18 protein-coding genes are annotated in these 25,430 nt (G+C 71.5%); 8 read left to right on the forward strand and 10 right to left on the reverse strand.

The window, feature by feature from the left end; genetic code table 11:
• Nucleotides 1–7: 7 nt before the first annotated feature.
• On the reverse strand, nucleotides 8–1,399 hold the full coding sequence (locus OG870_RS45090) for a CAP domain-containing protein (protein WP_266841983.1): 1,392 nt from the start codon (nucleotides 1,397–1,399) through the stop codon (nucleotides 8–10).
• 86 nt (nucleotides 1,400–1,485) lie between these two features.
• The gene (locus OG870_RS45095; RefSeq protein WP_266841985.1) at nucleotides 1,486–2,682 is read right to left on the reverse strand and encodes a serine hydrolase domain-containing protein; all 1,197 of its coding nucleotides are present in this window, start codon (nucleotides 2,680–2,682) and stop codon (nucleotides 1,486–1,488) included.
• 286 nt (nucleotides 2,683–2,968) lie between these two features.
• Between OG870_RS45095 and OG870_RS45100 the strand changes: the two genes are divergently transcribed.
• The gene (locus OG870_RS45100) at nucleotides 2,969–4,750 is read left to right on the forward strand and encodes a M4 family metallopeptidase (RefSeq protein ID WP_405623177.1); all 1,782 of its coding nucleotides are present in this window, start codon (nucleotides 2,969–2,971) and stop codon (nucleotides 4,748–4,750) included.
• 81 nt (nucleotides 4,751–4,831) lie between these two features.
• Here the strand turns inward: OG870_RS45100 and OG870_RS45105 are convergent, their stop codons facing one another.
• Nucleotides 4,832–5,572, reverse strand: coding sequence for a hypothetical protein (locus tag OG870_RS45105; protein ID WP_327692164.1), 741 nt, complete (start codon nucleotides 5,570–5,572; stop codon nucleotides 4,832–4,834).
• 159 nt (nucleotides 5,573–5,731) lie between these two features.
• Here OG870_RS45105 and OG870_RS45110 point away from each other — a divergent pair, with 159 nt between their 5' ends.
• Genes OG870_RS45110 through OG870_RS45125 form a run of 4 tightly spaced genes read left to right on the forward strand, consistent with a single transcriptional unit; the run spans nucleotide 5,732 to nucleotide 12,465 of the window.
• On the forward strand, nucleotides 5,732–6,919 hold the full coding sequence (locus OG870_RS45110) for an ROK family transcriptional regulator (RefSeq protein WP_266531691.1): 1,188 nt from the start codon (nucleotides 5,732–5,734) through the stop codon (nucleotides 6,917–6,919).
• A gap of 26 nt (nucleotides 6,920–6,945) precedes the next feature.
• Nucleotides 6,946–8,781, forward strand: a complete 1,836-nt coding sequence (locus OG870_RS45115; protein ID WP_327692165.1) for an alpha-galactosidase D — start codon at nucleotides 6,946–6,948, stop codon at nucleotides 8,779–8,781.
• A 19-nt stretch (nucleotides 8,782–8,800) separates the two neighbouring features.
• On the forward strand, nucleotides 8,801–11,167 hold the full coding sequence (locus OG870_RS45120; protein WP_327692166.1) for a glycosyl hydrolase family 95 catalytic domain-containing protein: 2,367 nt from the start codon (nucleotides 8,801–8,803) through the stop codon (nucleotides 11,165–11,167).
• The gene (locus tag OG870_RS45125; protein WP_327692167.1) at nucleotides 11,164–12,465 is read left to right on the forward strand and encodes an SGNH/GDSL hydrolase family protein; all 1,302 of its coding nucleotides are present in this window, start codon (nucleotides 11,164–11,166) and stop codon (nucleotides 12,463–12,465) included. Before OG870_RS45120 ends, OG870_RS45125 begins: the two co-directional genes overlap by 4 nt.
• Here OG870_RS45125 and OG870_RS45130 read toward each other — a convergent pair.
• Genes OG870_RS45130 through OG870_RS45145 form a run of 4 tightly spaced genes read right to left on the reverse strand, consistent with a single transcriptional unit; the run spans nucleotide 12,420 to nucleotide 18,946 of the window.
• Nucleotides 12,420–15,407, reverse strand: a complete 2,988-nt coding sequence (locus OG870_RS45130) for a helix-turn-helix transcriptional regulator (RefSeq protein WP_327692168.1) — start codon at nucleotides 15,405–15,407, stop codon at nucleotides 12,420–12,422. The genes OG870_RS45125 and OG870_RS45130 overlap by 46 nt on opposite strands.
• Before the next feature lie 58 nt (nucleotides 15,408–15,465).
• A complete protein-coding gene (locus OG870_RS45135; RefSeq protein ID WP_266531701.1) occupies nucleotides 15,466–15,816 on the reverse strand; it encodes a UBP-type zinc finger domain-containing protein in 351 nt (116 codons plus the stop codon).
• Entirely contained in the window at nucleotides 15,813–17,273 is a 1,461-nt protein-coding gene (locus OG870_RS45140; protein WP_266841999.1) for an ATP-binding protein, read from the reverse strand. The genes OG870_RS45135 and OG870_RS45140 overlap by 4 nt, the downstream gene beginning before the upstream one ends.
• Entirely contained in the window at nucleotides 17,270–18,946 is a 1,677-nt protein-coding gene (locus OG870_RS45145) for an FAD-dependent oxidoreductase (protein ID WP_266587769.1), read from the reverse strand. The genes OG870_RS45140 and OG870_RS45145 overlap by 4 nt, the downstream gene beginning before the upstream one ends.
• A gap of 224 nt (nucleotides 18,947–19,170) precedes the next feature.
• Here OG870_RS45145 and OG870_RS45150 point away from each other — a divergent pair, with 224 nt between their 5' ends.
• The gene (locus OG870_RS45150) at nucleotides 19,171–20,043 is read left to right on the forward strand and encodes a universal stress protein (protein ID WP_327692169.1); all 873 of its coding nucleotides are present in this window, start codon (nucleotides 19,171–19,173) and stop codon (nucleotides 20,041–20,043) included.
• 1 nt (nucleotide 20,044) lies between these two features.
• Here the strand turns inward: OG870_RS45150 and OG870_RS45155 are convergent, their stop codons facing one another.
• The 3 genes from OG870_RS45155 to OG870_RS45165 all read right to left on the reverse strand — a co-directional run bounded on the left by OG870_RS45155 (nucleotide 20,045) and on the right by OG870_RS45165 (nucleotide 22,873).
• Nucleotides 20,045–21,280: a DUF4032 domain-containing protein gene (locus OG870_RS45155; protein WP_266531710.1), complete on the reverse strand. Its 1,236-nt coding sequence runs from the start codon at nucleotides 21,278–21,280 to the stop codon at nucleotides 20,045–20,047.
• A gap of 41 nt (nucleotides 21,281–21,321) precedes the next feature.
• Complete coding sequence (locus OG870_RS45160; protein ID WP_266842002.1) at nucleotides 21,322–22,068, reverse strand: MBL fold metallo-hydrolase; 747 nt, start codon at nucleotides 22,066–22,068, stop codon at nucleotides 21,322–21,324.
• Nucleotides 22,069–22,246: 178 nt separating this feature from the next.
• Nucleotides 22,247–22,873 carry an alpha-ketoglutarate-dependent dioxygenase AlkB gene (locus OG870_RS45165; protein WP_266531717.1) on the reverse strand — a complete coding sequence of 209 codons (627 nt, stop codon included), beginning with the start codon at nucleotides 22,871–22,873 and terminating at the stop codon, nucleotides 22,247–22,249.
• 102 nt (nucleotides 22,874–22,975) lie between these two features.
• Between OG870_RS45165 and OG870_RS45170 the strand changes: the two genes are divergently transcribed.
• On the forward strand, nucleotides 22,976–23,602 hold the full coding sequence (locus OG870_RS45170) for a TetR/AcrR family transcriptional regulator (RefSeq protein WP_327692170.1): 627 nt from the start codon (nucleotides 22,976–22,978) through the stop codon (nucleotides 23,600–23,602).
• 59 nt (nucleotides 23,603–23,661) lie between these two features.
• Nucleotides 23,662–25,335: an FAD-binding dehydrogenase gene (locus tag OG870_RS45175; RefSeq protein ID WP_266531721.1), complete on the forward strand. Its 1,674-nt coding sequence runs from the start codon at nucleotides 23,662–23,664 to the stop codon at nucleotides 25,333–25,335.
• The last annotated feature ends 95 nt before the right edge of the window (nucleotides 25,336–25,430 follow it).

A 25,430-nucleotide genomic window follows, 5' to 3' on the forward strand; every position in this document is an offset into this window, starting at 1 on the left:
TCGGTGCTCAGGCGCCGAACAACTGGGTCCAGTACGTGCCTGCCGGGCCGCCGCCCGCAAAACCGATCCCTATGTGAGTGAAGTCGGGTTTGAGGATGTTGGCGCGGTGGCCGGGGCTGTTCATCCAGCCGTCCACCACCTCGGCGGGGGAGCGTTGGCCGCAGGCGATGTTCTCGCCGATCGAGCGTCGGCGCGCGCCCGCGGCGGCGGCCCGGTCCCAGGGCTGGGTGCCCTCCGGCGAGGTGTGCGAGTAGAAGGAGCGGGCCACCATGTCCGCGCTGTGCGCCTGCGCCGCGGTGGCGAGCAGGGGGTCGCCGGCCAGGGGAGGCAGACCGGCCCGGGCGCGCTGCCGGTTGGTGAGGTCGACGACCTCGGCCGCCGTCCGCGTCAGGTCGCCCGGCGTGAGGGGCCTCGCCCACAGCGCGGTCCAGTACATGTCGCCCGAGCGCCCGTCGCCGACGTACGCCACGCCCGCCTGCGTGCAGGCCGGGTCGCACAGGGTGCGCCGGGACCGCTCGTCGCCCAGGCAGTACCGGACGGACTCGGAGGGTGTGCGCGGGCCGGAGACCAGGTGCTCGCCGATGGTGAGGTACGCGTACCCGGCGGCCGTGACGCGCTGGTGGACGGAGACGCCGTCCCGGCCCTCGGCGCCGAGGCGCCCTGCCGCCGCCATGGCACCGGCGTGGGCGTGCGCCGCGGACGTGAGACGGGCGTCGAGGACGACGGGCGGTGAACCGGCCGCGGCGCGGGCGGAGTTGACCAGCCCGAGGAAGCCGCCCGGATCGGGGGAGGGCGGTGGCGCGGTGGGTACGGCGGGTGCGGGCGGAAGGGAGAGGGAGGAGGAACCGGAGCGGGTTGCCGGGATCGGTGCTGTCGGGATCGGCGGTGTCGGGGACGGCGGTGTCGGGGATGGGGCCGGTTCGTCGATGACGTCCACGCCGAAGTCCCGCGCGAGACCGGCGAGTCCGTCGGCGTACCCCTGGCCCAGGGCTCGAAGTTTCCAGCCGCCCGCCCGCTGATAGATCTCCGCGAGCAGCAGCACTGTCTCCTGCCGCGGGGGCGGCGGGGCGAACCGGGCGAGTCGGCGGCCGCCCGGAGCCGTGACGAGGAGCGTGGGCGCCGGGAGGCGGCCCAGGGGAGTGCCGGGCTCGGCGGAGCTGACGACGACGGTGATCCTGGTGGCGCCGGCGCGCAGTCTCGGCGGTTCCACGGTGAGGGTGTCGCCGTCCAGTCGGGCGCCCGGAGCGGACGGCTGGTTGTAGAACACGAAGTCGGCGTCGCCCCGGACCTTTCCCCCGTCGTCCGTGATGAGCGCGGACACGTCGAACGGGCCGGGTACCCGGACGGTCACGACGCCGCCCGGAAGGGGCATGTTGCCGCCGGGGACCAACTCGCTCATCGCGCCGCCCTGGTGTCGTCGTACTCGCCTCGGTGGGCTCGTCCGGACAACGTCCACCGGGGCGGCGCGGTTCCCACCGGATCAGCTCAGTCCCGCGCGACTCCCGGAGCGACGTCCTCGTGGCGGTCGACGGCCGGGACGGCACGCCGCACCTTCGCCTGCTTGCCGCAGAACGCCGACTCCAGCGTGCCGAGCATCGTGCCGAGCACGGCACCGTTGTTGGACGTGGTGGCGAGCGCGGTGAGGCTGCGCCTGCCGTCCTTCGAGGCGAACGCGTATGTGTAGTAGCCCTGGACAGCGCCCGTGTGCCCGTACACCGAGACCCCGCACGACAGATCACGGCGCCGCAGCCCCAGCCCGTACGCCTGGGTGCTGTCGACCCGCACCATGCGCTCCATCTGCTTCAGCTGTGCGGACGACATCAGCCGGCCGCCGAGCAGGGCGGACAGGAAGGTGTTGAGATCCCGGGTGCTGGAGATGACCGCGCCCGCGCTCTGCGCCCAGGACACCGTCTGCTCCGTGGCGTCGACCAGGGGCGCGCCCGTCTCGTCCGGCGTGAGATAGCCCTGGGCGTGCCGCCCGGGAATCTTCGTGCCGGGGTGGAGGTAGAACGTGTCGCGCAGTTTCAGCGGCTTGAAGATGCGGTTCTCGTACTCCGTCCGTACGGAGTGGCCGGACAGCTTCTCGATGAGCATCCCGGCGACGACGAAGTTGGTGTTGGAGTACGCGTACGCTGCGCCCGGAGCGTTGGTGCGCGCGTGCCGCAGTGAACCGTCCAGCAGTTGACGGTAGGTGAAGACCTTGGTGCGGACCGCCTCGAAGCCTGGGACCGTCTTCGTGAACATGTCGTTGGTGTAGTCGTACAGACCGCTGCGGTGCCCCAGAACCTGACGCACCGTGATCCGGCTGTCGGGGAGCAGCCCCGGCAGATAGTGGTCGACGGAGGCGTCGAGCTCCAGCTTGCCCTCGTCCGCCAACTGCATCAGCACCACGGCCGAGAAGGTCTTGGTGACGCTGCCGATGCGGAACCGGTCGGCGGTGCCGAGCGCTCGTCCACTCGTGCGATCGGCCACGCCCACGGTGGCCCAGCCGACCGAGCCGTGGTCGTCGATCCGTGCCATCGCGCCGGGCGCGCCCTGCTCGACCGCGGTGCGCAGGACGCCCTGAAGCGCGGCGAGGTCGGGCTTCGGCAGCGACTCGGACGAAGCGGCGTGCGCGGGGACCGTGAGGAGCGAGAGCAGGGCCGTTCCCAGGACCGCGCTCCTGGATGCGAGATGGGTCACATTCACCTGAGGCAACTTTCTTCCGTCTCGTCACATCTTCACAGTCGCCGCACAGTTGGTCATCCACTGATCACTGAGCGGTGTGGATTTGCAAAGTATTGCCATGTATCGCACGGAAACAGGTTTTTTAGTCTTTACATGGACATGACTCATCCGAAAGGGTTTCTTCCAGGGGCCCGACCAGCCCCTGTGGCGCTCAACGGCGCCATGCCTCAAGGCGGTTGGTGATCCCGGCCGCCTGGCAAGGAAGGAACCCTCATCAGTGCGTAGACCGCACATACGTAACGTGGCGGTCGCTGTCGCCGTGACGACGGCCGCCACCGGCCTCGCGGGCACGGCCTTCGCGGGCCCCGCCACGGGGACGGGACACACCACCTCTGCCACCGCCGGCGCCTCGGCCACGTCCGTGGTGTCCGCCGCCCGCGCCGCCGCCTTCGCCCACGCCTCGGCGACCGGCGTCTCCCACGGGGACGAACTGCAGGCCGGGGACGTCATGATCGACCCGGAGGGCGCCCGGCACGTCCGGTTCACCCGGGTCCATGAGGGCATGCCGGTCCTCGGCGGCGACCTCGTCGTCCATCTCAACGAGCAGTTGGCGTACTCGGGTGTCACCCGGGCCGCCGGACACACAGTCAAGCCCGCTGCCGCCACCGCCGCCAAGCTGTCGGCCGGCCAGGCCGAACAGAAGGCGGCCACGGTCGCCAAGGGTGAGGCCGGCACCGCCGAACTCGTCGTGGACGCCCGCGAGGGCGCGTCCGCTCTCGCCTACCAGGTGCCGGTCAGCGGCAGCGACACCGCCGAGGCCGGCGGCTCCCGGACGGTCGTCATCGACGCCGTCACCGGCAAGGTGCGCAGCAACACGCCCGACAACGACGAGTTCCTCTCGCCCCACCTGCTCGACACCCTGCGCGAACGCGGCGAGAAGCTCGACCCCCCCACGGGCACCGGCTCACAGGCCGCCGGCCTCACGGCGATGTCCTCCGCGGCCGCCGCCACCCGCTACCCGTCCACGGCGAACGGCACCGGCAAGTCCATCTTCGTCGGCAAGGTCCCGCTGACCACCACCCGCACGGCCCGCACCACCTACCTCCTCAAGGACCCCACCCGCTGGGGGACCGAGACCCGGGACGCCAAGGGCCAGGAGCTGGAGAGCTTCTCCCGCGGCAAGAAGATCACCACCACCAACGACGTCTTCGGCAACGGCGCGGTCTCCAACCGGAACAGCGCGGCCGCCGACGCCCAGTACGGCGTCACCAAGACCCTGGACTTCTACAAGAAGACCTTCGGTCGCAAGGGCATCAAGAACAACAGCAAGGGCGCCCAGGCCATGGTCCACTTCGGCAAGAAGGTGGCCAACGCGTTCTGGGACTCGGACTGCAACTGCATGCTCTACGGCGACGGCGACGGCGACATGTTCAAGAAGCCGCTGGTGGCCCTGGACGTCACCGGTCACGAGCTGACCCACGGCGTGGTCGACGCCACCGCCAAGCTGGAGCCCACCCGCGTCGACCGGCAGGGCAACCAGTACGGCGAGCCGGGCGCGCTGAACGAGTCCCTCGCCGACGTCTTCGGCTCCAACGTCGAGTTCTTCACCAACAACGCGACGGACAAGCCGGACTACCTCATCGGCGAGAAGATGGGCCTGGAGCAGAAGTTTCTGCGCCGGCTCGACCACCCGTCCCTCGACAAGCTCGAAGGCACGATCGACTACTGGTCGCCCCAGGCGTACGACGCGGAGGTGCACGCCGGCTCCGGCGTCTCCTCGCACGCGTACTACCTGCTCGCCGAGGGCAGCGGCCGGAAGACGATCGGCGGCGTCAACTACGACTCGCCGACCTTCGACGGCTCGACGGTGAAGGGCATCGGCCGCACCAAGGCCACGGCCATCTTCTACCGGGCGCTGACCCGCTACATGGTGTCCACGACCGACTTCCACGACGCGCGCGTCGCGACGCTGAAGGCGGCCACGGACCTCTACGGGGCGAACAGCACCGAGTACCTGACGGTGGACAAGGCCTGGGCCGCGGTCAACGTCACCCCGGCCAACACCCCGGCCGCGCACCGCTGAGCGCTGCCCTCCGACCGAGGGCACCGGTCCGGTCACCCCGGGCACCCCGTACAGCGGGGTGCCCGGCTCAGGCCTTCTGCTTCAGACCCACTGCTTCTCCACTTCCTGCGCCACCGAGAACACGGTGTCGCAGGAAGGGCAGCGCCCCTCGCCGAAGACATACGTCAGGGCCCGGGCCACCTCCGTCTGTCCCGCCGAGGCCGCCTCGCCGTGCAGCCTCGCGCCCAGCGCCGACAGCCGCTCGACCGGCATCGGCGTCAACTCCCCGCGGTCCCCGGCGGCCTGGCCGTCCGTCCCGCTCACGTAGTCCTCGGCCGACACGAACGTTCCGTAGCCACCGAACGCCACGTACAGCCCCTCCTCGCACGACGGGCACTCCAGCTCGAACTCCTCGCTGTTCACCCCCGCCAGCGCCTCCGGCCATACGCCGACGCCCTCGAAGGCGAGGAGGGACTGGAGGAGATTCACGAAGACCGGCGCCGGACGACCCGGCACTGCCAGCATCTCGCGGGCCACGTCGCGCAGTTCGCCGATCGCGCGGCCGTGCAGCTCACGACGCGGATCGGCCTCGTAGGAGGTGATCGCCCCCGCCAGAATCACGGCCTGGAAGGGCTCGCCCGGAGCGCGGCCCCGCGCGACGTCCGCCGGCGTCGAAAGCGACGCCCAGCTCGCGTCGTACACGGACCCCTGATGGCACAGCGCGGGCCACAGGTCGCACCACACCACGTCGTCCTCGCTGCCCCCGAGAAGGGCGAAGAGCCCGGGTATGTCCGCGGCCGAGCCGAAGGCGTGGGTCAGCTCGCGCCAGTCGATCGTCGTCATACGTGCGATTGTGCACGCCGGCGCTGGCGCGGCTGGATCAGATGTCAACCGCCTCACCTCACCCGTCATTTGAAGGCCACGGAAACCTCACAGTCAACCTTCAGGCGATTCCTGTCTCTTTCATTGACAGCGGAAAATAAGGCACCTAGGTTCCCGGCCATGCGATCCACTTCGCCTGTCGAGACGTTCCCGGCCCACACGCCGGCCGCCTCGCAGATCTTCACCACGGTTCTGTCCCAGGGGCCCCTCACCCGGCTGGAGGTTGCCCGGCGCGCCGGGCTGTCCCCGGCCGCCGTCACCAAGGCGGTCCGTCCCCTGCTGGCGGCCGGCTATCTGGTGGAGGCCGCCGACGAGGAGGCGCCCCCCGCCCTCGGGCGGCCCGCGAGCCTGGTGCGCGTCGACGGCGGGCGAGCGCTGTTCATCGGCGTCAAGGTCACCGGCGGCGAGCTCATCGGAGTGCTGACCGACCTGTGCTGCCGTATCCGCCTCGACCGGCGCGTCCCGCTGACGGACCGGTCGACCGAGGCCGTGCTGGCCCCGCTGGCGGAGCTGGTGCACGAACTGCTCGCCGAGGCCGAGGACTTCGGCGCCCCCGTCCTCGGCCTCGGCGTCGCCGTCTCCGGCGACGTCGACCGCACCGAGGGCGCCGTTCGCTATTCGCCGTTCCTGGACTGGCGGGACGTACCGCTCGCCGAACTCGCCGCCAAGACCACGGGGTTGCCGGTCACCGTCGACAACGACGTACGCGCCCTGACCGTCGCCGAGCAGTGGTTCGGGGCCGGCGTGGGATTGTCCGACTTCGCCGTGGTGACGGTCGGCGCCGGCATCGGCTGCGGCCTCGTGGTGCACGGCCGGGTGATCGCCGGTGCGCACGGCGTGGCAGGTGAGATCGGCCATGTGACCGTCGACCCGGCGGGGCCTGCCTGCCACTGCGGCAACCGCGGCTGTGTGGAGGCGATCGCGGGGGACGCCGCGATCGTCCGCCGGATCCGCGAGACCACCGGCATCGAGGTCGCCGACACCGCCGAGGCCGTGGCACTGGCCCACCGAGGAGTCGCCGGAGCCCGCGAGGCCTACGCGAGGGCGGGCGAGGCGATCGGCCGGGGCATCGCCACCGTGGCCAACCTGCTCGGCCCGGAACGCGTGATCATCTCCGGCGAGGGGCTCGCCGCCTACGACCTGTTCGCCGAGCAGATCCGCGACACCTTCGCCGCGGCCGCCTTCGGCTCCGCCGCCGACTGCGACGTACAGACCCGCCCGCTCCCCTTCGAGGAATGGGCCCGCGGGGCCGCGGCCACCGCGATCCAGTCCTTCATCGCCCCCGACGACCCACCATCGAGCCGCTGAACCAACTCCCCCTGGAGGTACGACCCATGCGGTCATCCTCGTACTCCGTCATGCCCGCACGCACCCTGAGAGCCGCGGTGGTCCTGGCCCTCGCCGCCGGTGCCGTCACGGCCGCCCCCGCAGCCCACGCCGAGTCCACGGGGACCACCCGGTCCACCGAGTCCGCCGCGCCTGCCGCCGACCCTGCCGTCGCGGCCAAGCCCTACATGGGCTGGTCGAGTTGGAGCATGCAGTCGTCCAAATACCCCGGCCTGAACCCCGACGGCGACTACAGCTACCTCACCGAGGCGAACGTCACCAAGCAGACCGGCGCCCTGGCCGCCAAACTGAAGAAGTACGGCTACGAGTACGTCAACATCGACGCCGGCTGGTGGCGCGACAACACGTGGAAGCCCGAGTACGACCGGTACGGCAGGCAGAAGGCCGACCCGAAGCGCTTCCCCAGCGGCATGAAAGCCGTCGCCGACCGCATCCACAGCAAGGGCCTCAAGGCCGGCATCTACCTGCCCGCCGGCCTGGAGAAGGAGGCGTACGGCGGCGGAAGGGCGCCCGTCTGGAACGCCGACGGCTGCACCACCGCCGACGTCGTCTACGGCGACCTGCGCACCACCAACGGCTGGGACAGCTCCTACAAGCTCGACTTCTCCCGCCCCTGTACGCAGAAGTACATAGATTCACAGGCCCAGTTGATCGCCGGCTGGGGCTATGACTTCCTCAAGCTCGACGGCGTCGGACCGGGCTCCGGAAAGAGCGGCGACCAGTACGACAACGTTGCCGACGTGGCCGCCTGGAACAAGGCGATCGCCGCCACCGGCCGCCCCGTCCACCTCGAACTGTCCTGGTCCCTCGACATCGGACACGCCACCGACTGGAAGAAGTACGCGCAGGGCTGGCGCATCGACACAGACGTCGAGTGCTACTGCAACACCCTCGTCAGCTGGGAGAACTCCGTCGACGACCGCTGGGACGACGCACCCGGCTGGACCCGCCACGCCGGCCCCGGCGGCTGGAACGACCTCGACTCCCTCGACGTCGGCAACGGCGCCATGGACGGCCTCACCCGAGCTGAACGACAGAGCTACGCCACCCTGTGGGCCATCGCCAAGTCCCCGCTCTACACCGGCGACGACCTCACCCGCCTCGACTCCTACGGTCTGTCCCTGCTCACCAACAAGGAGGTCATCGCCGTCAACCAGGGCAGCACCCCGCCCGCACGGCCCCTCACCCCCTCCGACCCGCAGCAGGTGTGGGCCGCGAAGAACCCCGACGGCAGCTACACCGTCGCCCTGTTCAATCTCGCCGACTCACCCGCCGCCGTCTCGGCCTCCTGGGCCTCCCTCGGCTTCACCGGCAAGGCCGCCGTCCGCGACCTGTGGAACCACGAGAACCTCGGCACCCACCAGGACAAGGTCACCCAGGCCCTGCCCGCTCACGGTTCCCGCCTGTTCACCGTGACCCCGCACGGCCAGGCGCTCGCCTTCACCGGCTACGAGGCCGAATCGCCGGCCAACACCCTCGCCGGCAACGCCTCCGTCGCCGACTGCTCCACCTGCTCCGGCGGCAAGAAGGTCGGCAACCTCTACCTCGGCGGCAAGCTCACCTTCAAGGACGTCGTCGTCCCCAGGGCCGGCACCTACCAGGTGAGGATCGCCTACGTCAGCGGTGACGCCCGCTCGGCCGGTGTCTCGGCCAACGGAGGTGGCGCCACCAGCCACAAGTTCCCCTCCACCGGCGACTGGGGAACGGCCGAAACGGTCAGCGTGCCGCTGACCCTCAAGGCCGGCTCCAACACGATCACCTTCGACAGCGGCAACGGCTACGCGCCGGACATCGACCGGATCGACGTACCGAAGTCGTCCTGAACGCCCTCCAGGAGCCGCCGTGAACACCGATCCGTCCCACCTGCTGCCCAGACGCAACCTCATCGCCCTCGCCGCGACGACCGGAGCGGCCCTGGCCGCTCTCCCCGCCTTCACTGCCTCCGCCGCACCGCAGCGGCCCGACAACCCGGCCTCGCAGGACAGCAGTTCGTCCCACACGCTCTGGTGGCAGGCCCCCGCCGACGACAGCTCCATGATCGAACAGGGGCTTCCGGTCGGCAACGGCCGCCTCGGCGCCCTCGCGGGCAACGACCCCGGCCGTGAACTCCTCCTCCTCACCGACGCCACCCTGTGGACCGGCGGCCTCAACGACGAGCTGGACGCAGACGGCCAGTTCCCCTACGAGCGCGACGACTTCGGTTCCCTCACCCTGCTCGGCCGGCTCACCGTCGACCTCCCCGACCACGACCTCCGCAGGGTCTCCGGCTACCGTCGCACCCTCGACCTCGGGCAGGGCCTGGTCACCACGTCGTACGTCCGCTCGGGCGTCACCTACCGGCGGCAGATCTTCGCCAGCCGCCCGGACGACGTGATCGTCCTGCACTTCACACAGAGCGGGGGCGGTCGCCACACCGGCACGATCACGCTGGAGGGCATGCACGACGAGGGCGCCTCGGTCGCCTTCGGCGCCGCCTTCCCCAACGGCCTGAAGTACGGAGCAGCCGTCACCGCGTACGGCACCGGAGGCCGCGTCACGGTCAGCGGCTCGCACATCGCCTTCGCCGGCTGCAAGGACCTCACCGTGGTGGTGAGCGGCGGCACCAACTACGCGCCGGACGCGGCCAGGGGCTACCGCGACCCCACCCTCGACCCGAAGAAGCTGGCGCGCACCAAGGTCCGCGACGCCGCCACCCACTCGGCGGACACCCTGCTGCGCACCCATGCCGCCGACCATCGCGCCCTGTTCCAGACGTTCGACCTCTCACTGGGCACGTCGTCCGCCGGGCAACGCTCCCTGGACACCTGGGAGCGGATCAAGGCACGGACGGCGACCGGCGACCCCGACCCCGAACTCGAAGCCGCCTACGTGCAGTTCGGCCGGTACCTGATGATCTCCGGGTCGCGCGGCAGCCTGCCGCTGGGACTCCAGGGGCTCTGGCTCGACGGCAACGATCCGGCCTGGATGGGCGATTACCACACCGACATCAACATCCAGATGAACTACTGGATGGCCGACCGGGCCGGCGTCTCCACGTGCTTCGACGCGTTCACCGACTACTGCGTCGCCCAGGTCCCCTCCTGGACCGACCTGACCCGCCGCCTGTTCAACGACTCCCGCAACCGCTACCGCAACTCCAGCGGCAAGAACGCCGGCTGGACGGTCGCCATCTCCACCAACCCCTATGGCGGGGGCGGCTGGTGGTGGCATCCCGCGGGCAACGCCTGGCTGTGCAACACCCTGTGGGAGCACTACGAGTTCACGGGGTCACGCTCCCACCTGAAGAAGATCTACCCACTGCTCAAGGGCGCCTGCGAGTTCTGGGAGGCACGACTGCTCACCACCACCCTCCCGGGCACCACGCGCGAGGTGCTGATCGCCGACAGTGACTGGTCACCGGAGCAGGGTCCCCTCCACGCCAAGGGCATCACCTACGCCCAGGAACTGGTGTGGGCGCTGTTCGGCAACTACTGCACTGCGGCAGCCGAACTGCAGTGGGACAATGCCTACGCGGCTACCGTTTCCGGCCTCCGCAAACAGCTGTATCTCCCGCAGGTGAGCCCGAAGACCGGCTGGCTGGAGGAGTGGATGTCCCCCGACAACCTCGGTGAAACCACCCACCGGCACCTGTCCCCGCTCGTCGGTCTCTTCCCGGGCGACCGCATCCGCCCCGACGGCTCCACCCCGGCCGACATCGTGGCCGGCGCCACCGCCCTGCTCACCGCGCGCGGCATGGAGAGCTTCGGCTGGGCCAACGCCTGGCGCAGCCTGTGCTGGGCCCGCCTGAAGAACGCCGACAACGCGTACCAGCTGATCGTCAACAACCTCCGCCCCTCGACCGACGGCAGCAACGGCACGGCCGCCAACCTCTTCGACATCTACGAACTGGGCAAGGGCAACGGCGTCTTCCAGATCGACGCCAACTTCGGCACCCCCGCGGCCGTGATCGAGATGCTCCTGTACTCCCGCCCGGGTCACCTCGAACTGCTGCCGGCGCTCCCCGACGCCTGGGCGAAGTCGGGCTCGGCGAAGGGCATCGGGGCCCGCGGCGGCTTCGTCGTCGACCTGCACTGGAAGGACGGCAAACCGACCGAGGCACGTATCCGCAGCGTCGGCGGCCGTACCACGACAGTGGCGTACGGCGACGCCTCACGGTCCGTGACCCTGGCCCCCGGCGGCTCCGTCACGCTGAAGGACCTCGCCCGGTGAGGGCCCGCCTCGCCCGAGCCGGCCGCCTCGGCGCGCTTCTGCTGCTGGCCGGTGCCTTCCAGGCCACGCCGGTGCACGCGTCCGGCGAGCAGCCCGAGTTCACCGTCGTGGGAGCGCCCGAGGACCACCGCTCCGTCGTCACCTGGGGCGCGAGCGCCGACCGCATGGGCGACTCGGCCGCCGACCGCGGCTACCGGCTGATCGTCCGCACCAGCGCGGCGGGCAGCGGCCTGCGGATCCGGCTCTCCAACGCCTTCGGGGACCGGCCGGTGACCTTCGACAGTGCCTACGCCGGCATCCGGCAGCAGGGCGCCGCACTGGTCCCCGGCAGCAACCGCCGGCTGACCTTCGGCGGCGCCCGCTCCGTCACCGTCCCCGCGGGCGCCGTCGCCCTCAGCGACGCCCTGCCAGGTCGAACCCCCGCCGCCACCGACCTGGTGGTGAGCATCCACACTCCGGACGCGGCAGGCCCCGCGACCGGTCACTGGATGGCCATGCAGACGTCCTACACGACCCAGGGCGACCACACCGCCGAGGAGAGCGCCGCCCACTGGACGGAGGCGATCGGCTCCTGGTTCTACCTGGACGCCGTCTCCGTACGTCCGCCCGCGGGCACCGCGGCCGTCGTCGCTCTCGGCGACTCCATCACCGACGGCTGGCAGTCCACCACTGACCTGGACCGCCGCTGGCCCGACTACCTCGCCCGCCGGCTGCGGACCGCCGACGGCGACGTCAAGGGCGTGGCGAACGAGGGGATCTCCGGCAACAAGGTCCTGGCGGACGACGGCGGCGGCCAGAGCGCCCTGAACCGTCTTCAGCGCGACGTCCTCTCCCAGCCCGGCGTACGTACCGTCTTCCTCTTCGAGGGTGTCAACGACATCAAGGCCCATACGGGAGTCACCGCCCAGGACCTGATAACCGGCTACCGGGAGATCGCCGAGCGGGTCCACGCCGTCGGCAAGTGTGTCGTCGCCGCCACCGTCGCCCCGTTCAAGGGCTGGTCGGAATGGGATCCGGCCGGCGAGACGGTCCGCCGGGACGTCAACGAATTCATCCGCGGCAGCGACGAGTTCGACGCCGTCACCGACTTCGACCACATCCTCCGCAGCCCCTACGACCCCGAGCGCATCCTCCCCGTCTTCGACGGCGGGGACCATCTGCACCCCAACGACAAGGGCATGCAGGCCATGGCCGACGCCGTCGACCTCAAGAGCCTCGACTGCACCGCCCGGCAACACGCCGGCGGCCGAGGTCAGCCCGATGCCGTCGGCTCCGGCGCGATCAGCCCCTCCCGGTAGGCGATGGCCACGGCCTCCGTACGGCTCGAAGCACCCAGCTTGGCCAGGATGTTGGAGACGTGGACGCTCGCCGTCTTGCCGGTGATGAACAACGCCTCGCCGATCTGCCGGTTGCTGCGGCCACGGGCGAGCAGCCGCAGCACCTCCTGCTCGCGGGCGGTGAGCGGCGAGGGGCGCTCCCCGCCCGACGACGGGGCGTCGGCGAGGCGGCCGCGGCGTATCAGGCCGTCCAGCCGCTCCAGCAGGGGCGCCGCGCCGAGCCGCTCGGCCACCGCATGCGCCTCGCGTGCCTGGGCGGCCGCCTCCGTGCGCCGCTCGCCCGCCAACAGGGCGTCCACGAAACGCACTTGGCAGCGCACCCGCTCGTACACATCGCCGTAGCCGAACGCCGTGACCGCCTTCTCCCAGGCCGCCGCGTCCGGCCCGGACACCGCCCGCAGCCACTCCGCCTCGGCGCGGGCCAGCCAGGCCAGCCCCTCCGGGCCCTGGGGAGTGCCGTCCTCGCCGCGCACGGCCGTCTCCCGGGCCAGCTCGACCAGTTCGTCCGCGGTGTCCTTCCAGCGGTCGGACGTGCCGCCGGCCGAGCGAAGGTCCACGGCCGCGTCGGCGACCGCCGACAGTGCGAGGGCCGCCAGCCGAACCGAGAGGTCGGGGCGATGGCCCGTCTCGTCGGTCAGCGCCTCCACCGTGGCCCGAGTCCGCTCCACGGCCTCCTCCGGCTCACCCCGCAGCACGGCGGCCTCGGTCAGCGCGATACCCGCGACCATGGTGGCCATCCAGTCGAACGGGCCCTCCAGCAGAACCCGGGCCCGCTCCATCGCGCCCAGGTCACCGCGGGCCAGCGCCACATACAGCGCGGGACCCATGGCGTACGCGCCCGCCGAAGGCAGCACGGCCACATCGTCCGCCGCCGTCCGCAGGCACTCGTCCCAGCGGCCCAGCGTGTACAGCACCAGCAGCTGCAGATAGCGCATCTCCAGCGGATACGGCGACGACAGCAGCCCGGCCCGGCGGGCGCGGTCCAGGCCCTCGGCAACCCACGGCAGACAGCCGTCGAGGTCACCGGACTCGAAGCAGCCGACGGCGAGATTGAACAGGGCACGCATCTCCACCGGTGCGTTCCCCGCCTGCCGGGCCAGCTCGCGGGCCTCCTTCAGCCGCTCACGGCCCTCGGCGGTGCGCCGCCCGCCGCCCTCCAGGATGGCCAGCGAGACCAGGAGGTCGGCCTGCGCGTCCGCGACCCGCAGCTGCTCGGCGACGCGCAGGGCCTGGCGGGCGACCCGCAGCGCCGTCTCGTTCTCCCCGATGTGGCGGGCGGCGATCACGTGCGTGGCGGCCGCCCACACCCAGGTCCGGGTCGGCGGCTCGGCAGGGATCAGGTCGAGCGCCTCGCTGCTGTAGCCGAACGCGGCCGTCAGACTGTCGACGCTCATCAGATTGCCGGCCAGGGTGTAGCGGACCCGGGCGGCGAGCTCGGAGTCGGCGTCCTGGCCGATGCTCGCGAGCGCGGCCCTGGTGAGGGACACCGCACGGTGCGAGTCACCGGCGTGCGCGGCCGCCGCCGAGGCGCGCAGGGTGAGCGTCACCCGGTCGACGCCTTCCCCCGAGGGCCGGGCCGCCGGGTCCACCGACTCCCACAGGTCGAGGGCGGTCTCCAGATGCCGCAGCTCCTCGGCGGGCGCGCCCACCCGGCCGGCGTACCCGGCCGCCTCCAGCGAGGCGGCGAGCGCCTCGGCCAGGTCGTGGCTCTCGCGGTAGTGGTGGGCGCGCTCGGCCGCGCTCTCGGCCGGGTGCCCGCGTCCCGCGAGCAGGCGGGCGAACGCGCCGTGCAGCCGCGCCCGTTCCCCCGGCAGCAGGTCCGCGTAGACCGCCTCCCGGGCCAGGGCGTGCCGGAAGGCATACGTGTCCGCGTGCCCGGGGATCAGCAGCTGCCGGCCGATCGCCTCGCGCAGCGCCGCCTCCAGCTCGTCCTCGGGGAGCCCGACCGCCTCGCGCAGCACGTCGTGCTCGACGCGCCGGCCGGCGACGGCGGCCGTGCGCAGTACCTGCTGGGCGGTGTCGGACAGCTGCTCGATGCGAATGAGGAGGACGTCGGCAAGGCCGCTGGGCAGACCCCCCGCCTCCGTGTCCGTGGCCGCCAGCAGTTCCTCCGCGTAGAAGGCGTTGCCCTCGGCGCGCGCGACGATTCCGCGGACCGTGGCCTCCGGCAGCGGACGGTCCTGCAGCGCGCGCACCAGCCGGGTCACCTCCGCGTCGGCCATGGGCCGCAGCTCCAGCCGCTCCACCGCGGGGAGCCGCACCAGCTCGGCCAGGAGGGGGCGCAGCGGATGGCGGCGGTGCAGATCGTCCGCGCGGTAGGAGGCGAACACCGCGAGCCGGTGGGTGGGCGCACCGCCCGCGGGCCGCTGCAGGATGCCGCGGCTGAGCAGGAACCGCAGCAGATCCCGTGAGGACTGGTCGGCCCAGTGCAGATCCTCCAGGACCAGGAGCAGCGGAGCGATCTCCGCCAGATCGGCCAGCAGCCCCGCCACGCCCTCGAACAGCCGCAGCCGCCCGCCCCCACTGTCCCGGTGCGGGGCGGGGCCCCCGTCGTCCCGCGTGGCGTCGGAACCCGCGCCCAGCAGCCGGTCCACCACCGGGTGCCGTGCCAGGACGTCCGCGAACCGCTCGTCTGCGGCCAGCACACCCAGCACCTCGGTGAAGGGCAGATACGGCAGCCCCACGTCACCGAGGTCCACGCAGTGACCGGTGAGGACCGTCATCCCGGCCCGGGCGGCCCGTCCGGCGACCTCGTCCAGCACCCGGGTCTTGCCCACGCCGGCGTCCCCGGCGAGCAGCACGGCCCGGGCCTCGCCGCCGCGGGCGCGCTCCAGCAGCGTGGCGAGCCGGGCGATCTCGTCGTCCCGGCCGATGAGCGGCGTGGTGAACAGCGTCTGCGGCACGGATCCATCCTGGCACGCGGCACTGACAGCGCGGCCGGGGCCAGCGGAGGTCAGGGCCTCAGCGCAGCGTCTCCGTCCAGTTCGCCGGCACTCGTCCCGCCGGCCCCGGTGCGGGCTGGTCCGCGGGATGGCTCTCCGGCGGAGCGAGGCCGGGCCCGGATTCGTAGAGCTCACTGGTGTCGAAGTTCCAGAACCAGCGCTCGCCCGGCTCGTAACTGCGGATCACCGGGTGGCCGGTGGCCCGGTAGTGCGCGGTGGCGTGCTTGGCGGGGGAGTCGTCGCAGCAGCCGATGTGACCGCACTGCGCACAGCGCCGCAGATGGAACCACCAGCCGCCGACCGCGTCGCACTCGACGCAACCGCTGCCGCTCGGCGGGACGCTGGTGTCGATTCCGTTGTCGCTGGTCATGCAGGCTCCTCAGGCGGGTCGTCGTCCGTGGCGGTGAGCGGAAGAAGGACCTGGAAACGGGTGTTCCCGGGCTCGGACTCGACCTGGAGGGTGCCGTGGTGCTTGTTGACGACGATCCGCCAGGAGATGTCCAGGCCGAGCCCGGTGCCCTCGCCCACCGGCTTGGTGGTGAAGAAGGGGTCGAAGATGCGGTCCCGGATGTCCTTGGGCACACCGGGCCCGGTGTCACGGAACTCCACCAGCAGCCGGTCGGGCTCCAGCGCCGTCCGCACCGTCAACGTGCCTTTCTCACCGGTGCTGTTGATCGCCGAGACGGCGTTGTCGATCAGGTTGGTCCACACCTGGTTGAGCTCCGCCGGGTAGGCGGGGATCTTCGGGAGCGTACGGTCGTAGTCCTTGACGACCTCGATCCGCGGGCCGATCTTGGCTCCCAGCATCAGCAGGGTGCTGTCGAGGAGTTCGTGGACGTCGGAGTGCTGGTACGGGGCGCGGTCGAGCTGTGAGTACTGCTTGGCGGCGTCGACCAGATGCGAGATACGGTTGGTCGAGTCGTTGATCTCGTCCATCAACAGCTCGGTCTCGACGGTGTAGTTGAGCCAGCCGATCGCGTTCGGCAGGATCTCCGCGTCCACGGCCGCCGCGATCTGGTCCAGCCAGTCCACGTCGAGACCGGCCTGCACGAAGGTGGGCGCGATCCGCCAGCCCTCCTGGATGTCGTGGTCGTCCAGCCAGTCGGTGACCGTGTCCTCCCGGTCCGACGCCTCCAGGGGGCTCAACGTGGGCGCTTTGGCGACGCGTTCGGCCGTGCGCTCCTGGATGTCGATGAGGTTGGCCATGACTTCGGGGGGATAGGAGCCCTGGGCGATGACCGCGAGCTTGTGCCGCATCTTGCCGACCCGCTCCCGCAGCGTGGAGGTGGCCCGTACGGCCGCCGCGGCCGGGTTGTTGAGCTCGTGCGTGAGCCCGGCGGACAACGAGCCGAGCGCCAGCAGTCGTTCACGCTGGCCGACGGCCCGCTGGGTGCTCTTCGAACCGAAGAACAGCCCCTCCAGGAGATGGACCGCCATCGGGAACCACTCCTGCATGATGGCCGCGAACGTGTCGGCGGGCAGCACGAAGAACCGCGTCGGCTCCGTGACACGCATGGAGTTGTTGTAGACCTGCCTTACCCGGTCCTCCGCGATGTAGGCCTGCATGGCCCCCGCGTACACCCCGCGCTGTGAGGTGCGGGTCACCTCCACGTCGTCGCCGCCGACCCGCCGGGACAGCACGACGGTGCCCTCGATCATCACGTAGAAGCAGGTGGCGGGCTCGCCCTCGGTGTACACGGGCCCCGCCTCGTACCGCTCCACCCTCCCCTCGCTGCACAGCCGCCCCTTCTGCTCAGGGGTCAGTTTCTCGAACAGGAACAGCGATCCGATCTCCTGCGGGCTGCAGGGCGCCGGCTCCCCGCTCACGACTGCTCCAGATACCGGTGGACGAGCATCACGGCCATGGCTCCCTCTCCGACGGCGGACGCGACGCGTTTGGCGGACTCGGCGCGTGCGTCGCCCGCCACGAACACGCCGGGAATGTTGGTCTCCAGGTGGTACGGCGGCCGGTCCAGTTCCCACTCCGCCGGCGGCCGCCCGTCCGGCGTGAGGTCGGGTCCGGCCAGGATGAACCCGTGGTCGTCCCGCAGCACCGTCCCGTCCAGCCAGTGGGTCAGCGGGGCCGCGCCGATGAACACGAACATCCACTGCGCGTCGACGAGTTCGGTCCGCCCGCTGTCCACATCGCGCAGGGTGAGCTGCTCCAGGTGGTCGGAGCCGTGCGCGGACTCGACGACCGTGCGGGCACGCACGGAGATGTTGGGCGTCTCGTTGATCTGCTGGATCAGGTAGTGCGACATCGACGCGGACAGGTCCGCCCCGCGCACCAGCAGCGTGACCGACTTGGCGCCCCGGGCCAGGTACATCGCCGCCTGCCCGGCCGAGTTGGCGCCGCCCACGATGTACACGTCCTGCCCCTGGCAGGAGGCCGCCTCCGTGAGGGCCGAGCCGTAGAACACCCCGCAGCCGGTCAGGTCGTTGCAGCCGGGCGCCTCCAACTGCCGGTACGACACCCCGGTCGCGAGGATCACACTGTGCGCGGCGACCGCCGAGCCGTCCGAGAACCGCACCGTCCGCGCGGCCCCGTTGGCCTCCAGTCCCGTCACCTCCCGTGCGGAGAGGATCTCGGCGCCGAACCTCGCCGCCTGCCGCCGCGCACGGTCGGTGAGCTGGGCGCCCGACACCCCGTCCGGGAAGCCCAGGTAGTTCTCGATCCGCGAGCTCTGGCCCGCCTGCCCGCCGGTCGCCGAGCGCTCCACGAGCACGGTCCGCAACCCCTCCGACGCCCCGTACACCGCGGCACCGAGCCCGGCCGGCCCGCCGCCGATGACGACGAGGTCGTAGAAGTCCGCGGCCGGAGTCGTCGCCAGGCCCACCCGCGAGGCCAGCTCGGGCGCCTCCGGCTCGACCAGGGGCGTCCCGTCCGGGGTGATCACGAGCGGCAGCCGCTGCCCGTCCTGCCCGGCCGCCGCCAGCAGCCGCCTGCCCTCCGGCTCGTCCGCCGAGTACCAGCGGTACGGCACCTGGTTGCGCGCGAGGAACTCCCGTACGTCCGAGGAGCGCGCCGACCAGCGGTGTCCGACGACCTTGGTGCTGGGCACCGGCCGGAAGTCGCTGCAGCGCCAGGCTTCCAGCAGATCGTCCAGGACGGGGTAGAGCTTCTCCTCCGGCGGGTCCCAGGGCTTGAGCAGGTAGTGGTCCAGGTCGACGACGTTTATCGCGTCGATCGCCGCACTGGTGTCGGCGTACGCGGTCAGAAGCACGCGCCGGGCCCCCGGATACACGTCCAGGGCCTGTTCCAGGAACTCGATGCCGTTCATCTGCGGCATGCGGTAGTCGGCGAGGATCACGGCCACGAGATCACCGCGCAGCTTCAGCTCCCGCAGCGCGTCCAGCGCGGACTCGCCGGACTCCGCGCGCACGATCCGGTACGACTCGCCGTAGCGGCGTCGCAGGTCCCGGGCGACCGCACGGGACACTCCCGGGTCGTCGTCCACGGTCATGATCACGGTCCGCGCTGCGTCGGACGCCTGTGCCATACGTCTCCCACCCCGAGTGGTCGGGCCGACGGCACGGCGAGTCCTGTCGCAAGGGCAGCCACCGCGCCGGCTCCCGCCCATCGTATGTTCGATCGTCCCGCTTCGCTCCGGTATACGGCGGGCCGCCGGTCGGTGGCTCGTCCTTGCTCCCCTTGCGAGGTCGCGGGGACGGGGTGGTGAAGACTGGCTGCGATGGACGTGGCCACGACACTGGAGGCAGCCGCATGACGCGCCCGATCACCGCAGGGGTCGACGGAACCGAGGAGAGCATCGCCGCACTGGACTGGGCAGCCAGGGAGGCGGTGCGCCTGGGGCTGGCGCTGAGGGTGGTGCAGGCCTGGAGCTTCCAGCCGTACGAGGGGATCGACGCGGCCGACCCGGACACGCAGGCCGGGTGGGTGCGGGACGGGCTGGACGAGGTGGTCCGCGGCGTCACCGGGCGGCATCCGGACCTCGACGTCACCACCGATGTCGTGACGGGTGAGCCGGTCGGGACACTGCTGGCCGCGGCCGCGGAGGCGGAGCTGCTGGTGCTCGGCTCGCGCGGGCACGGGCCCGTCGTCGGTTTCCTGCTCGGTTCCGTCGGCCAGCAGGTGATCGCCGAGGCGGCACGGCCGGTGGTGCTCGTGCGCGCCGGCGACCAGCCCGCGGCCGAGGCCGGCGGCCGTGAGGTCGTCGTCGGCCAGCAGGGCGAGCCGGATGACAGCGCCGAGACCTTGCGGTTCGCGTTCGAGACGGCGGCCGCCCGGGGCGCCACCGTGCGGGCGGTGCGGGCCTGGACGCTGCCGCCGGTGTTCGCCTACAGCCCCGGTTCGATGCGCCTCCTCGACGAGGCCGGAGGACTGGAGCCCTTCGAGAGGAAGGCACTCGCCGCGGCCCTGCAGCCGTGGCGGGAGCGGTTCCCCGACGTGCCCGTGGTCGAGCACGTGGAGATCGGCAGCGCGGGTCAGGTGCTGCTGTCGATGACCGGGCGGGCCCAGCTGATGGTCGTCGGCCGACGCGCGCGCCGTACGGCGGTGGGCGCGCGCATCGGCTCGGTGGCGCACGGGGTCCTGCACCACGCGACTTGCCCCGTGGCCGTGGTCCCGCACACCTGAGTCACTCGCCGGTCATGGGCAGCAGCGTGTCGCGAGCCGTCGGGAGGATGCTGTTGATGTAGTCCTCGACGGCCGTGTCCAGCCCGATGTCGTGCTGCGCCCGCTCCGACAGGTACCAACGGTGCTCCAGCAGCTCGTGGTAGATCTCCGCCGCGTCCATCGTGCCGCGCAGTTCCAGGGGGACGGCCCTCACGGTGGGCCGGAAGACGTCCCGCACCCATCGGTGGGCCAGCACCTCGGGGCGGGCGGCGAGGGGGTCGCCGGGCGCGTAGTCGTCCTGGGTGGCCATCCAGCTCTCCAGGTCGTTGAGGAGCCGCCGGGCCTGGTTCTCCTCGGTGTCCAGGCCGGTCAGGCGCAGCAGTTGACGCTGGTGGTGGCCGGCGTCGACGACCTTGGGCACGAAGGTGACGGTGTCGCCGTTGGAGGAGTGCTGGATCTGCATCTCGGCCACGTCGAATCCGAGTTCGTTGAGGCGGCGGATCCGGCGCTCTATGTAGTGGTGCTTGCCGGCCGGGTACACGGAGGTGCGGGTCAGCTCCTCCCACAGGCCGCCGTAGCGTGCGCAGATCTCCATGCCGAACTCGACCGGATCCACGGACGGGTGCAGTGCTCCGGACGCCTCCAGGTCGAGGAGTTCGCCGCTGATGTTCACCCGGGCGAGGTCGAGGTCGTACTCGCGCTGTCCGCCGCTGAGCCGGGGGTGCAGGTCGCCTGTCTCGGCGTCCACGAGGTAGGCGGCGTAGGCGCCCGCGTCGCGTCGGAAGAGGGTGTTGGACAGCGAGCAGTCGCCCCAGGCGAATCCGGCGAGGTGCAGGCGCACCAGCAGCACGGCCAGCGCGTCCATGAGACGGTGCATGGTGGCCGGGCGCATGGTCGTCTCGAACATCGAGCGGTACGGCTGCGACCCGCGCAGATGCCGGGTGATCAGCACCGGTTCCAGCGGGGCGCCCTCCTCGTCGGCCCGCCCGGTGACCACGGCCAGCGGATCCACTGCGGGTATGCCGAGCCGGTCCAGGTCGCGCAGCAGCTCGTACTCGCGCAGCGCGGGCCGCTCGGCGAGTTCCTTGACGGCGATGACCTCGTCCCCGGCGCGGGCGTAGCGCACGACGTGGCGGGATATACCGCGCGGCAGGGGGACCAGGTATTCGTCGGGCCACTCCTCCAGCGGGAGCTGCCAGGGCAGGGCCAGCAGGAGCGCGGGATGCTCCGGGTTCGTCGCGCTGATCTGCAGTGCCATGGCTCGCGTTTCCTTGCCTCGCCGGTGATCGTCACCTCACCTTAGAGGGCGCGCTCCTTGGCCTGAAGTGCCGCTTCACCCACTGGACCGCGGTGTGCGGGGCCGTGTCCGGGAAGCAGCAGGTCGCCGTCCAGGGCGGCCAGTACGTCCAGTGAGGCAACGGCACGTTCGCGCTGGTGGTGGAACATGTCGGGCAGCAGCTGCGGCCCCTTGACCCGCGAGGTGGGGTGGGCGCTGGCCAGGGCGTCGCCCGAGATCAGCACCCCGGCGTGCGGAAGGTGGAAGGCGGCGTGCCCGTCGGTGTGGCCGGGCGTGTGCACCGGCACCGGCCGGCCCGGCAGATCCAGCGGGCCCGTCGTCGGGAATACCTCCGGGGCCGCGACCGGCACATGGGCCGTGCCGCCGGAGCGGAGGGCGTGCACCGACCAGGGCAGCACACCGGGCCGCCAGCTGTTCCGCATTACCTGCCCGACGGTCACCTGGTGCAGGAACTCCCGGCGCGCGTGCGGCACTTCGGCCTCGTGGAGGTACACGGGCGTGCCGTAGGTGCTGCGCAGGTACTCGGCTGAGCCCAGGTGGTCGTTGTGCGCGTGCGTGATCAGCACCGCCGCGACCGCCTCCGGTGAACCGCCCACCGTCGCCAGGGACGCGAGCACCTGCTCCCGGTCCCCGAGGTAGCCGGTGTCGATCAGGGTGATCTCGTCACCCTCGGTGAGGATCACCCAGTTGGTGTTGCTGCCGTGCACCAGATGAATGCCGTCGGCGACTTGCCGCACGTCTGCCCGCATGATTGCCCCGTGTGGTGAGGTCCCTGCCCGACCGCACCAGCAAAGCAGACCCGGCCCGCACCGGAACCGGCGGGTCCGCGCCAATCTGCGGGCGGTCCCGACCTGCGGTAGGGCTGCCTCCGGCACCGTCCGCCGGAGGCAGCCCCCTGCGTGCAGCCGAAGCGGCCGCCTCTCCGCCTCACTGCACGCCGTGCGGGCGGAACTGGATGCTGATGCGCGGCCCCGCGGCGCGTGCGGTCTTCGGTACGCAGTGCTCCCAGGTCCGCTGGCAGGAGCCCCCCATCACGATGAGGTCGCCGTGCCCCAGCGGGCGTCGCACACTGTCGCCGCCCCGCGCGGGACGCAACAGCAGATCGCGTGGCGCGCCCACCGAGAGGATGGCGACCATCGTGTCCTCGCGGGCGCCCCGTCCGGTCCGGTCCCCGTGCCAGGCGACACTGTCCCGTCCGTCGCGGTAGTAGCAGAGCCCGGCCGTGGTGAACGGCTCGCCCAGCTCCTCGGTGTAGTGCGCGGACAGCGCGCGGCGGGCCTCGTCCAGCGCCGGGTGCGGGAGCGCGTCGCCCGCTCGGTAGTACGCGAGCAGCCGCGGTACGTCGATGACCTGGTCGTACATCGTGCGTCGTTCGGCGTGCCACGGAACCTCGGCGGCCAGCTGTTCGAACAGGCTGTCCGAGCCGGCGAGCCATCCGGGCAGCACGTCGATCCAGGCGCCGAGGCCGAGCGGGGTCCGGCGGATCCCGTCGAGGGAGCCGAGACGCAGCTGGTCGGTCTGGTCGAAGAGCGAGCCCTGGAGGTGCGTGGTCATGGATCCAGCGTACTCCTTATTCGAAAGTGTGTTCCTATTAATGTCGGAGAGCTTTCGATACATCGATGTATCGGATACATTCCCGTATCGAACGGAGGGCTCATGGTTGCTGGAGAGACGGTGCGGCGGGTCACCCGGCGCCGGGTCCGCACGCGCGCCAATCTCCTCGACGCCGCCTTCGCCGTGTTCGCGGCCAAGGGCTTCGGGCGGGTCTCGATCGAGGAGGTCTGCGAGGCCGCCGGCTACAGCAGGGGCGCCTTCTACTCCAACTTCGACAGCCTGGACGAGCTGTTCTTCGCCCTCTACCGGCAGCGCGCCGACCTGATCGCGGACCAGGTGGCCGGAGCGCTCGCCCAGGACGGGCCGGACCTCGACGTGCCGGCCGCGGTCGACCGCGTCACCGAGGTGCTGCTCCTCGATCTGGACTGGCTCCTGGTGAAGACGGACTTCCTGGTGCACGCCGCCCGCGATCCACAGGTCGCCGAGACGCTGCTGGAGCACCGGGCGCGACTGCGCGGGGCGATCGCGGACCGGCTCGCCCGCGCGGGGGGCTTCGCCGAACCGCCCGCCGTGCTCGGTGACATGGACGGCGCGGCCCACGCCGTGGTCGCCGCGTACGACGGTGTCACCACCCAACTGCTGCTGGACAGGGACGTCGACGGCGCGCGCGCCTGGCTCAAACAACTGCTCACCGCGCTGCTGACCGACGGCAGCGGCAACCTCCGATAGAGCCCGACCAGACCCCGAACGACCCCGGCAAGACCCCGACAAGAAAAGGAATCCTCGACATGGACGCGGACGTCATCGTCGTCGGAGCGGGCCTCGCGGGCCTGGTCGCCGCCCACGAGCTCACCAGCCAGGGCCGGAGGGTCGCGCTGGTCGACCAGGAGAACGCCGCCAACCTCGGCGGGCAGGCGTTCTGGTCCTTCGGCGGCCTGTTCCTCGTCGACTCCCCGGAGCAGCGCCGCCTCGGCATCAAGGACTCCTTCGACCTGGCCTGGAGCGACTGGCAGGGCAGCGCACAGTTCGACCGGATCGACGACGAGGACTCCTGGGCGGTGCGCTGGGCGCGTGCCTACGTCGAGTTCGCGGCGGGGGAGAAGCGTGCCTGGCTGGAGAGCCACGGCATCAAGTTCCTGCCCACCGTCGGCTGGGCCGAGCGCGGCGACCTGCGCGCGGACGGACACGGCAACTCCGTTCCCCGCTTCCATGTCACCTGGGGCACCGGCACGGGTGTCGTGGAGCCGTTCGTCGACCACGCCAAGCAGGCCGCACGCGACGGGCTGCTCACCTTCTACCACCGCCACCAGGTCGACGAGCTGGTCATCGAGGAGGGCGCGGCGCGCGGGGTGCACGGCACGGTCCTCGCCCAGGACAACGCCCCCCGAGGCATCTCCTCCAACCGCGACCGGATCGGCGAGTTCGAACTCACCGCGCAGGCCGTCGTCGTGACCACCGGCGGCATCGGCGCCAACCACGACATCGTCCGCCGCTACTGGCCGGCGCGCCTGGGCACCCCGCCCGCCGAGATGGTCACGGGCGTGCCCGCGTACGTCGACGGCCGCATGCTCGACATCAGCGCCGAGGCGGGCGTACGGCTGGTCAACCGCGACCGCATGTGGCACTACACCGAGGGTGTGCAGAACTGGGACCCGATCTGGCCCGGCCACGGCATCCGCATCCTTCCCGGACCGTCCTCACTGTGGTTCGACGCCCTCGGCCGCCGCCTGCCCGACCCGTGCCTGCCCGGCTACGACACCCTCAGCACCCTCAAGCACCTGCGCACCACCGAGGACATCGCCGGCCACGACCACTCCTGGTTCATCCTCACCCAGAAGATCATCGAGAAGGAGTTCGCGCTGTCGGGCTCCGAGCAGAACCCCGACATCACCGCCAAGGACAAGGGCGCGGTCCTGCGCGACCGTCTGCTCGGCAAGGGCGCCCCGGGCCCGGTCGACGCGTTCCTGCGCAAGGGCGCCGACTTCGTGACCGCGCCCACCCTGGAGCAACTCGTCACGAAGATGAACGAGTTGACGGACAAGCCCCTGCTCGACGCGGCCGAGCTGCGCCGCCAGATCGAGGCCCGCGACCTGCAGATCGCCAACCCGTACAGCAAGGACTCCCAGGTCCAGGGCATCCGCAACGCCCGCCGCTACATCGGCGACCGCCTCGGCCGCGTCGCCACCCCGCACCGCATCCTCGACCCCGCGGCGGGTCCGCTCATCGGCGTCAAACTCCACGTCCTCACCCGCAAGACCCTCGGCGGCATCCAGACCGACCTCGACTCGCGCGCCCTGAACGCCGACGGTGACCCGATCGAGGGGCTCTACGCGGCGGGCGAGGTCGCCGGCTTCGGCGGCGGAGGCGTCCACGGCTACAACGCCCTGGAGGGCACCTTCCTCGGCGGCTGCCTCTTCTCCGGCCGGGCGGCCGGACGGGCGGCGGCGAAGCAGACCGCCTGACCGATTCCGCACGTGCGCGCCGCAGGGGCGGTCGGGGAAGGCGACCCGACCGCCCCTGCGGCGCAGGTGTGTGAACAACCGGTCGCAGCAAGGGG

It is taken from the genome of Streptomyces sp. NBC_00461 (genome assembly GCF_036013935.1).
In the GTDB taxonomy this organism is placed as follows: domain Bacteria; phylum Actinomycetota; class Actinomycetes; order Streptomycetales; family Streptomycetaceae; genus Streptomyces.

Excerpts from the sequence above, each read along its gene's own strand:
- OG870_RS45170 (WP_327692170.1), top strand. The coding sequence starts at position 22,976 with ATGGTTGCTGGAGAGACGGTGCGGCGGGTCACCCGGCGCCGGGTCCGC.
- OG870_RS45155 (WP_266531710.1), bottom strand. The coding sequence starts at position 21,280 with ATGGCACTGCAGATCAGCGCGACGAACCCGGAGCATCCCGCGCTCCTG.
- OG870_RS45160 (WP_266842002.1), bottom strand. The coding sequence starts at position 22,068 with ATGCGGGCAGACGTGCGGCAAGTCGCCGACGGCATTCATCTGGTGCAC.
- OG870_RS45105 (WP_327692164.1), bottom strand. The coding sequence starts at position 5,572 with ATGACGACGATCGACTGGCGCGAGCTGACCCACGCCTTCGGCTCGGCC.
- OG870_RS45110 (WP_266531691.1), top strand. The coding sequence starts at position 5,732 with ATGCGATCCACTTCGCCTGTCGAGACGTTCCCGGCCCACACGCCGGCC.
- OG870_RS45150 (WP_327692169.1), top strand. The coding sequence starts at position 19,171 with ATGACGCGCCCGATCACCGCAGGGGTCGACGGAACCGAGGAGAGCATC.
- OG870_RS45145 (WP_266587769.1), bottom strand. The coding sequence starts at position 18,946 with ATGGCACAGGCGTCCGACGCAGCGCGGACCGTGATCATGACCGTGGAC.
- OG870_RS45090 (WP_266841983.1), bottom strand. The coding sequence starts at position 1,399 with ATGAGCGAGTTGGTCCCCGGCGGCAACATGCCCCTTCCGGGCGGCGTC.
- OG870_RS45135 (WP_266531701.1), bottom strand. The coding sequence starts at position 15,816 with ATGACCAGCGACAACGGAATCGACACCAGCGTCCCGCCGAGCGGCAGC.
- OG870_RS45115 (WP_327692165.1), top strand. The coding sequence starts at position 6,946 with ATGCGGTCATCCTCGTACTCCGTCATGCCCGCACGCACCCTGAGAGCC.
- OG870_RS45175 (WP_266531721.1), top strand. The coding sequence starts at position 23,662 with ATGGACGCGGACGTCATCGTCGTCGGAGCGGGCCTCGCGGGCCTGGTC.
- OG870_RS45165 (WP_266531717.1), bottom strand. The coding sequence starts at position 22,873 with ATGACCACGCACCTCCAGGGCTCGCTCTTCGACCAGACCGACCAGCTG.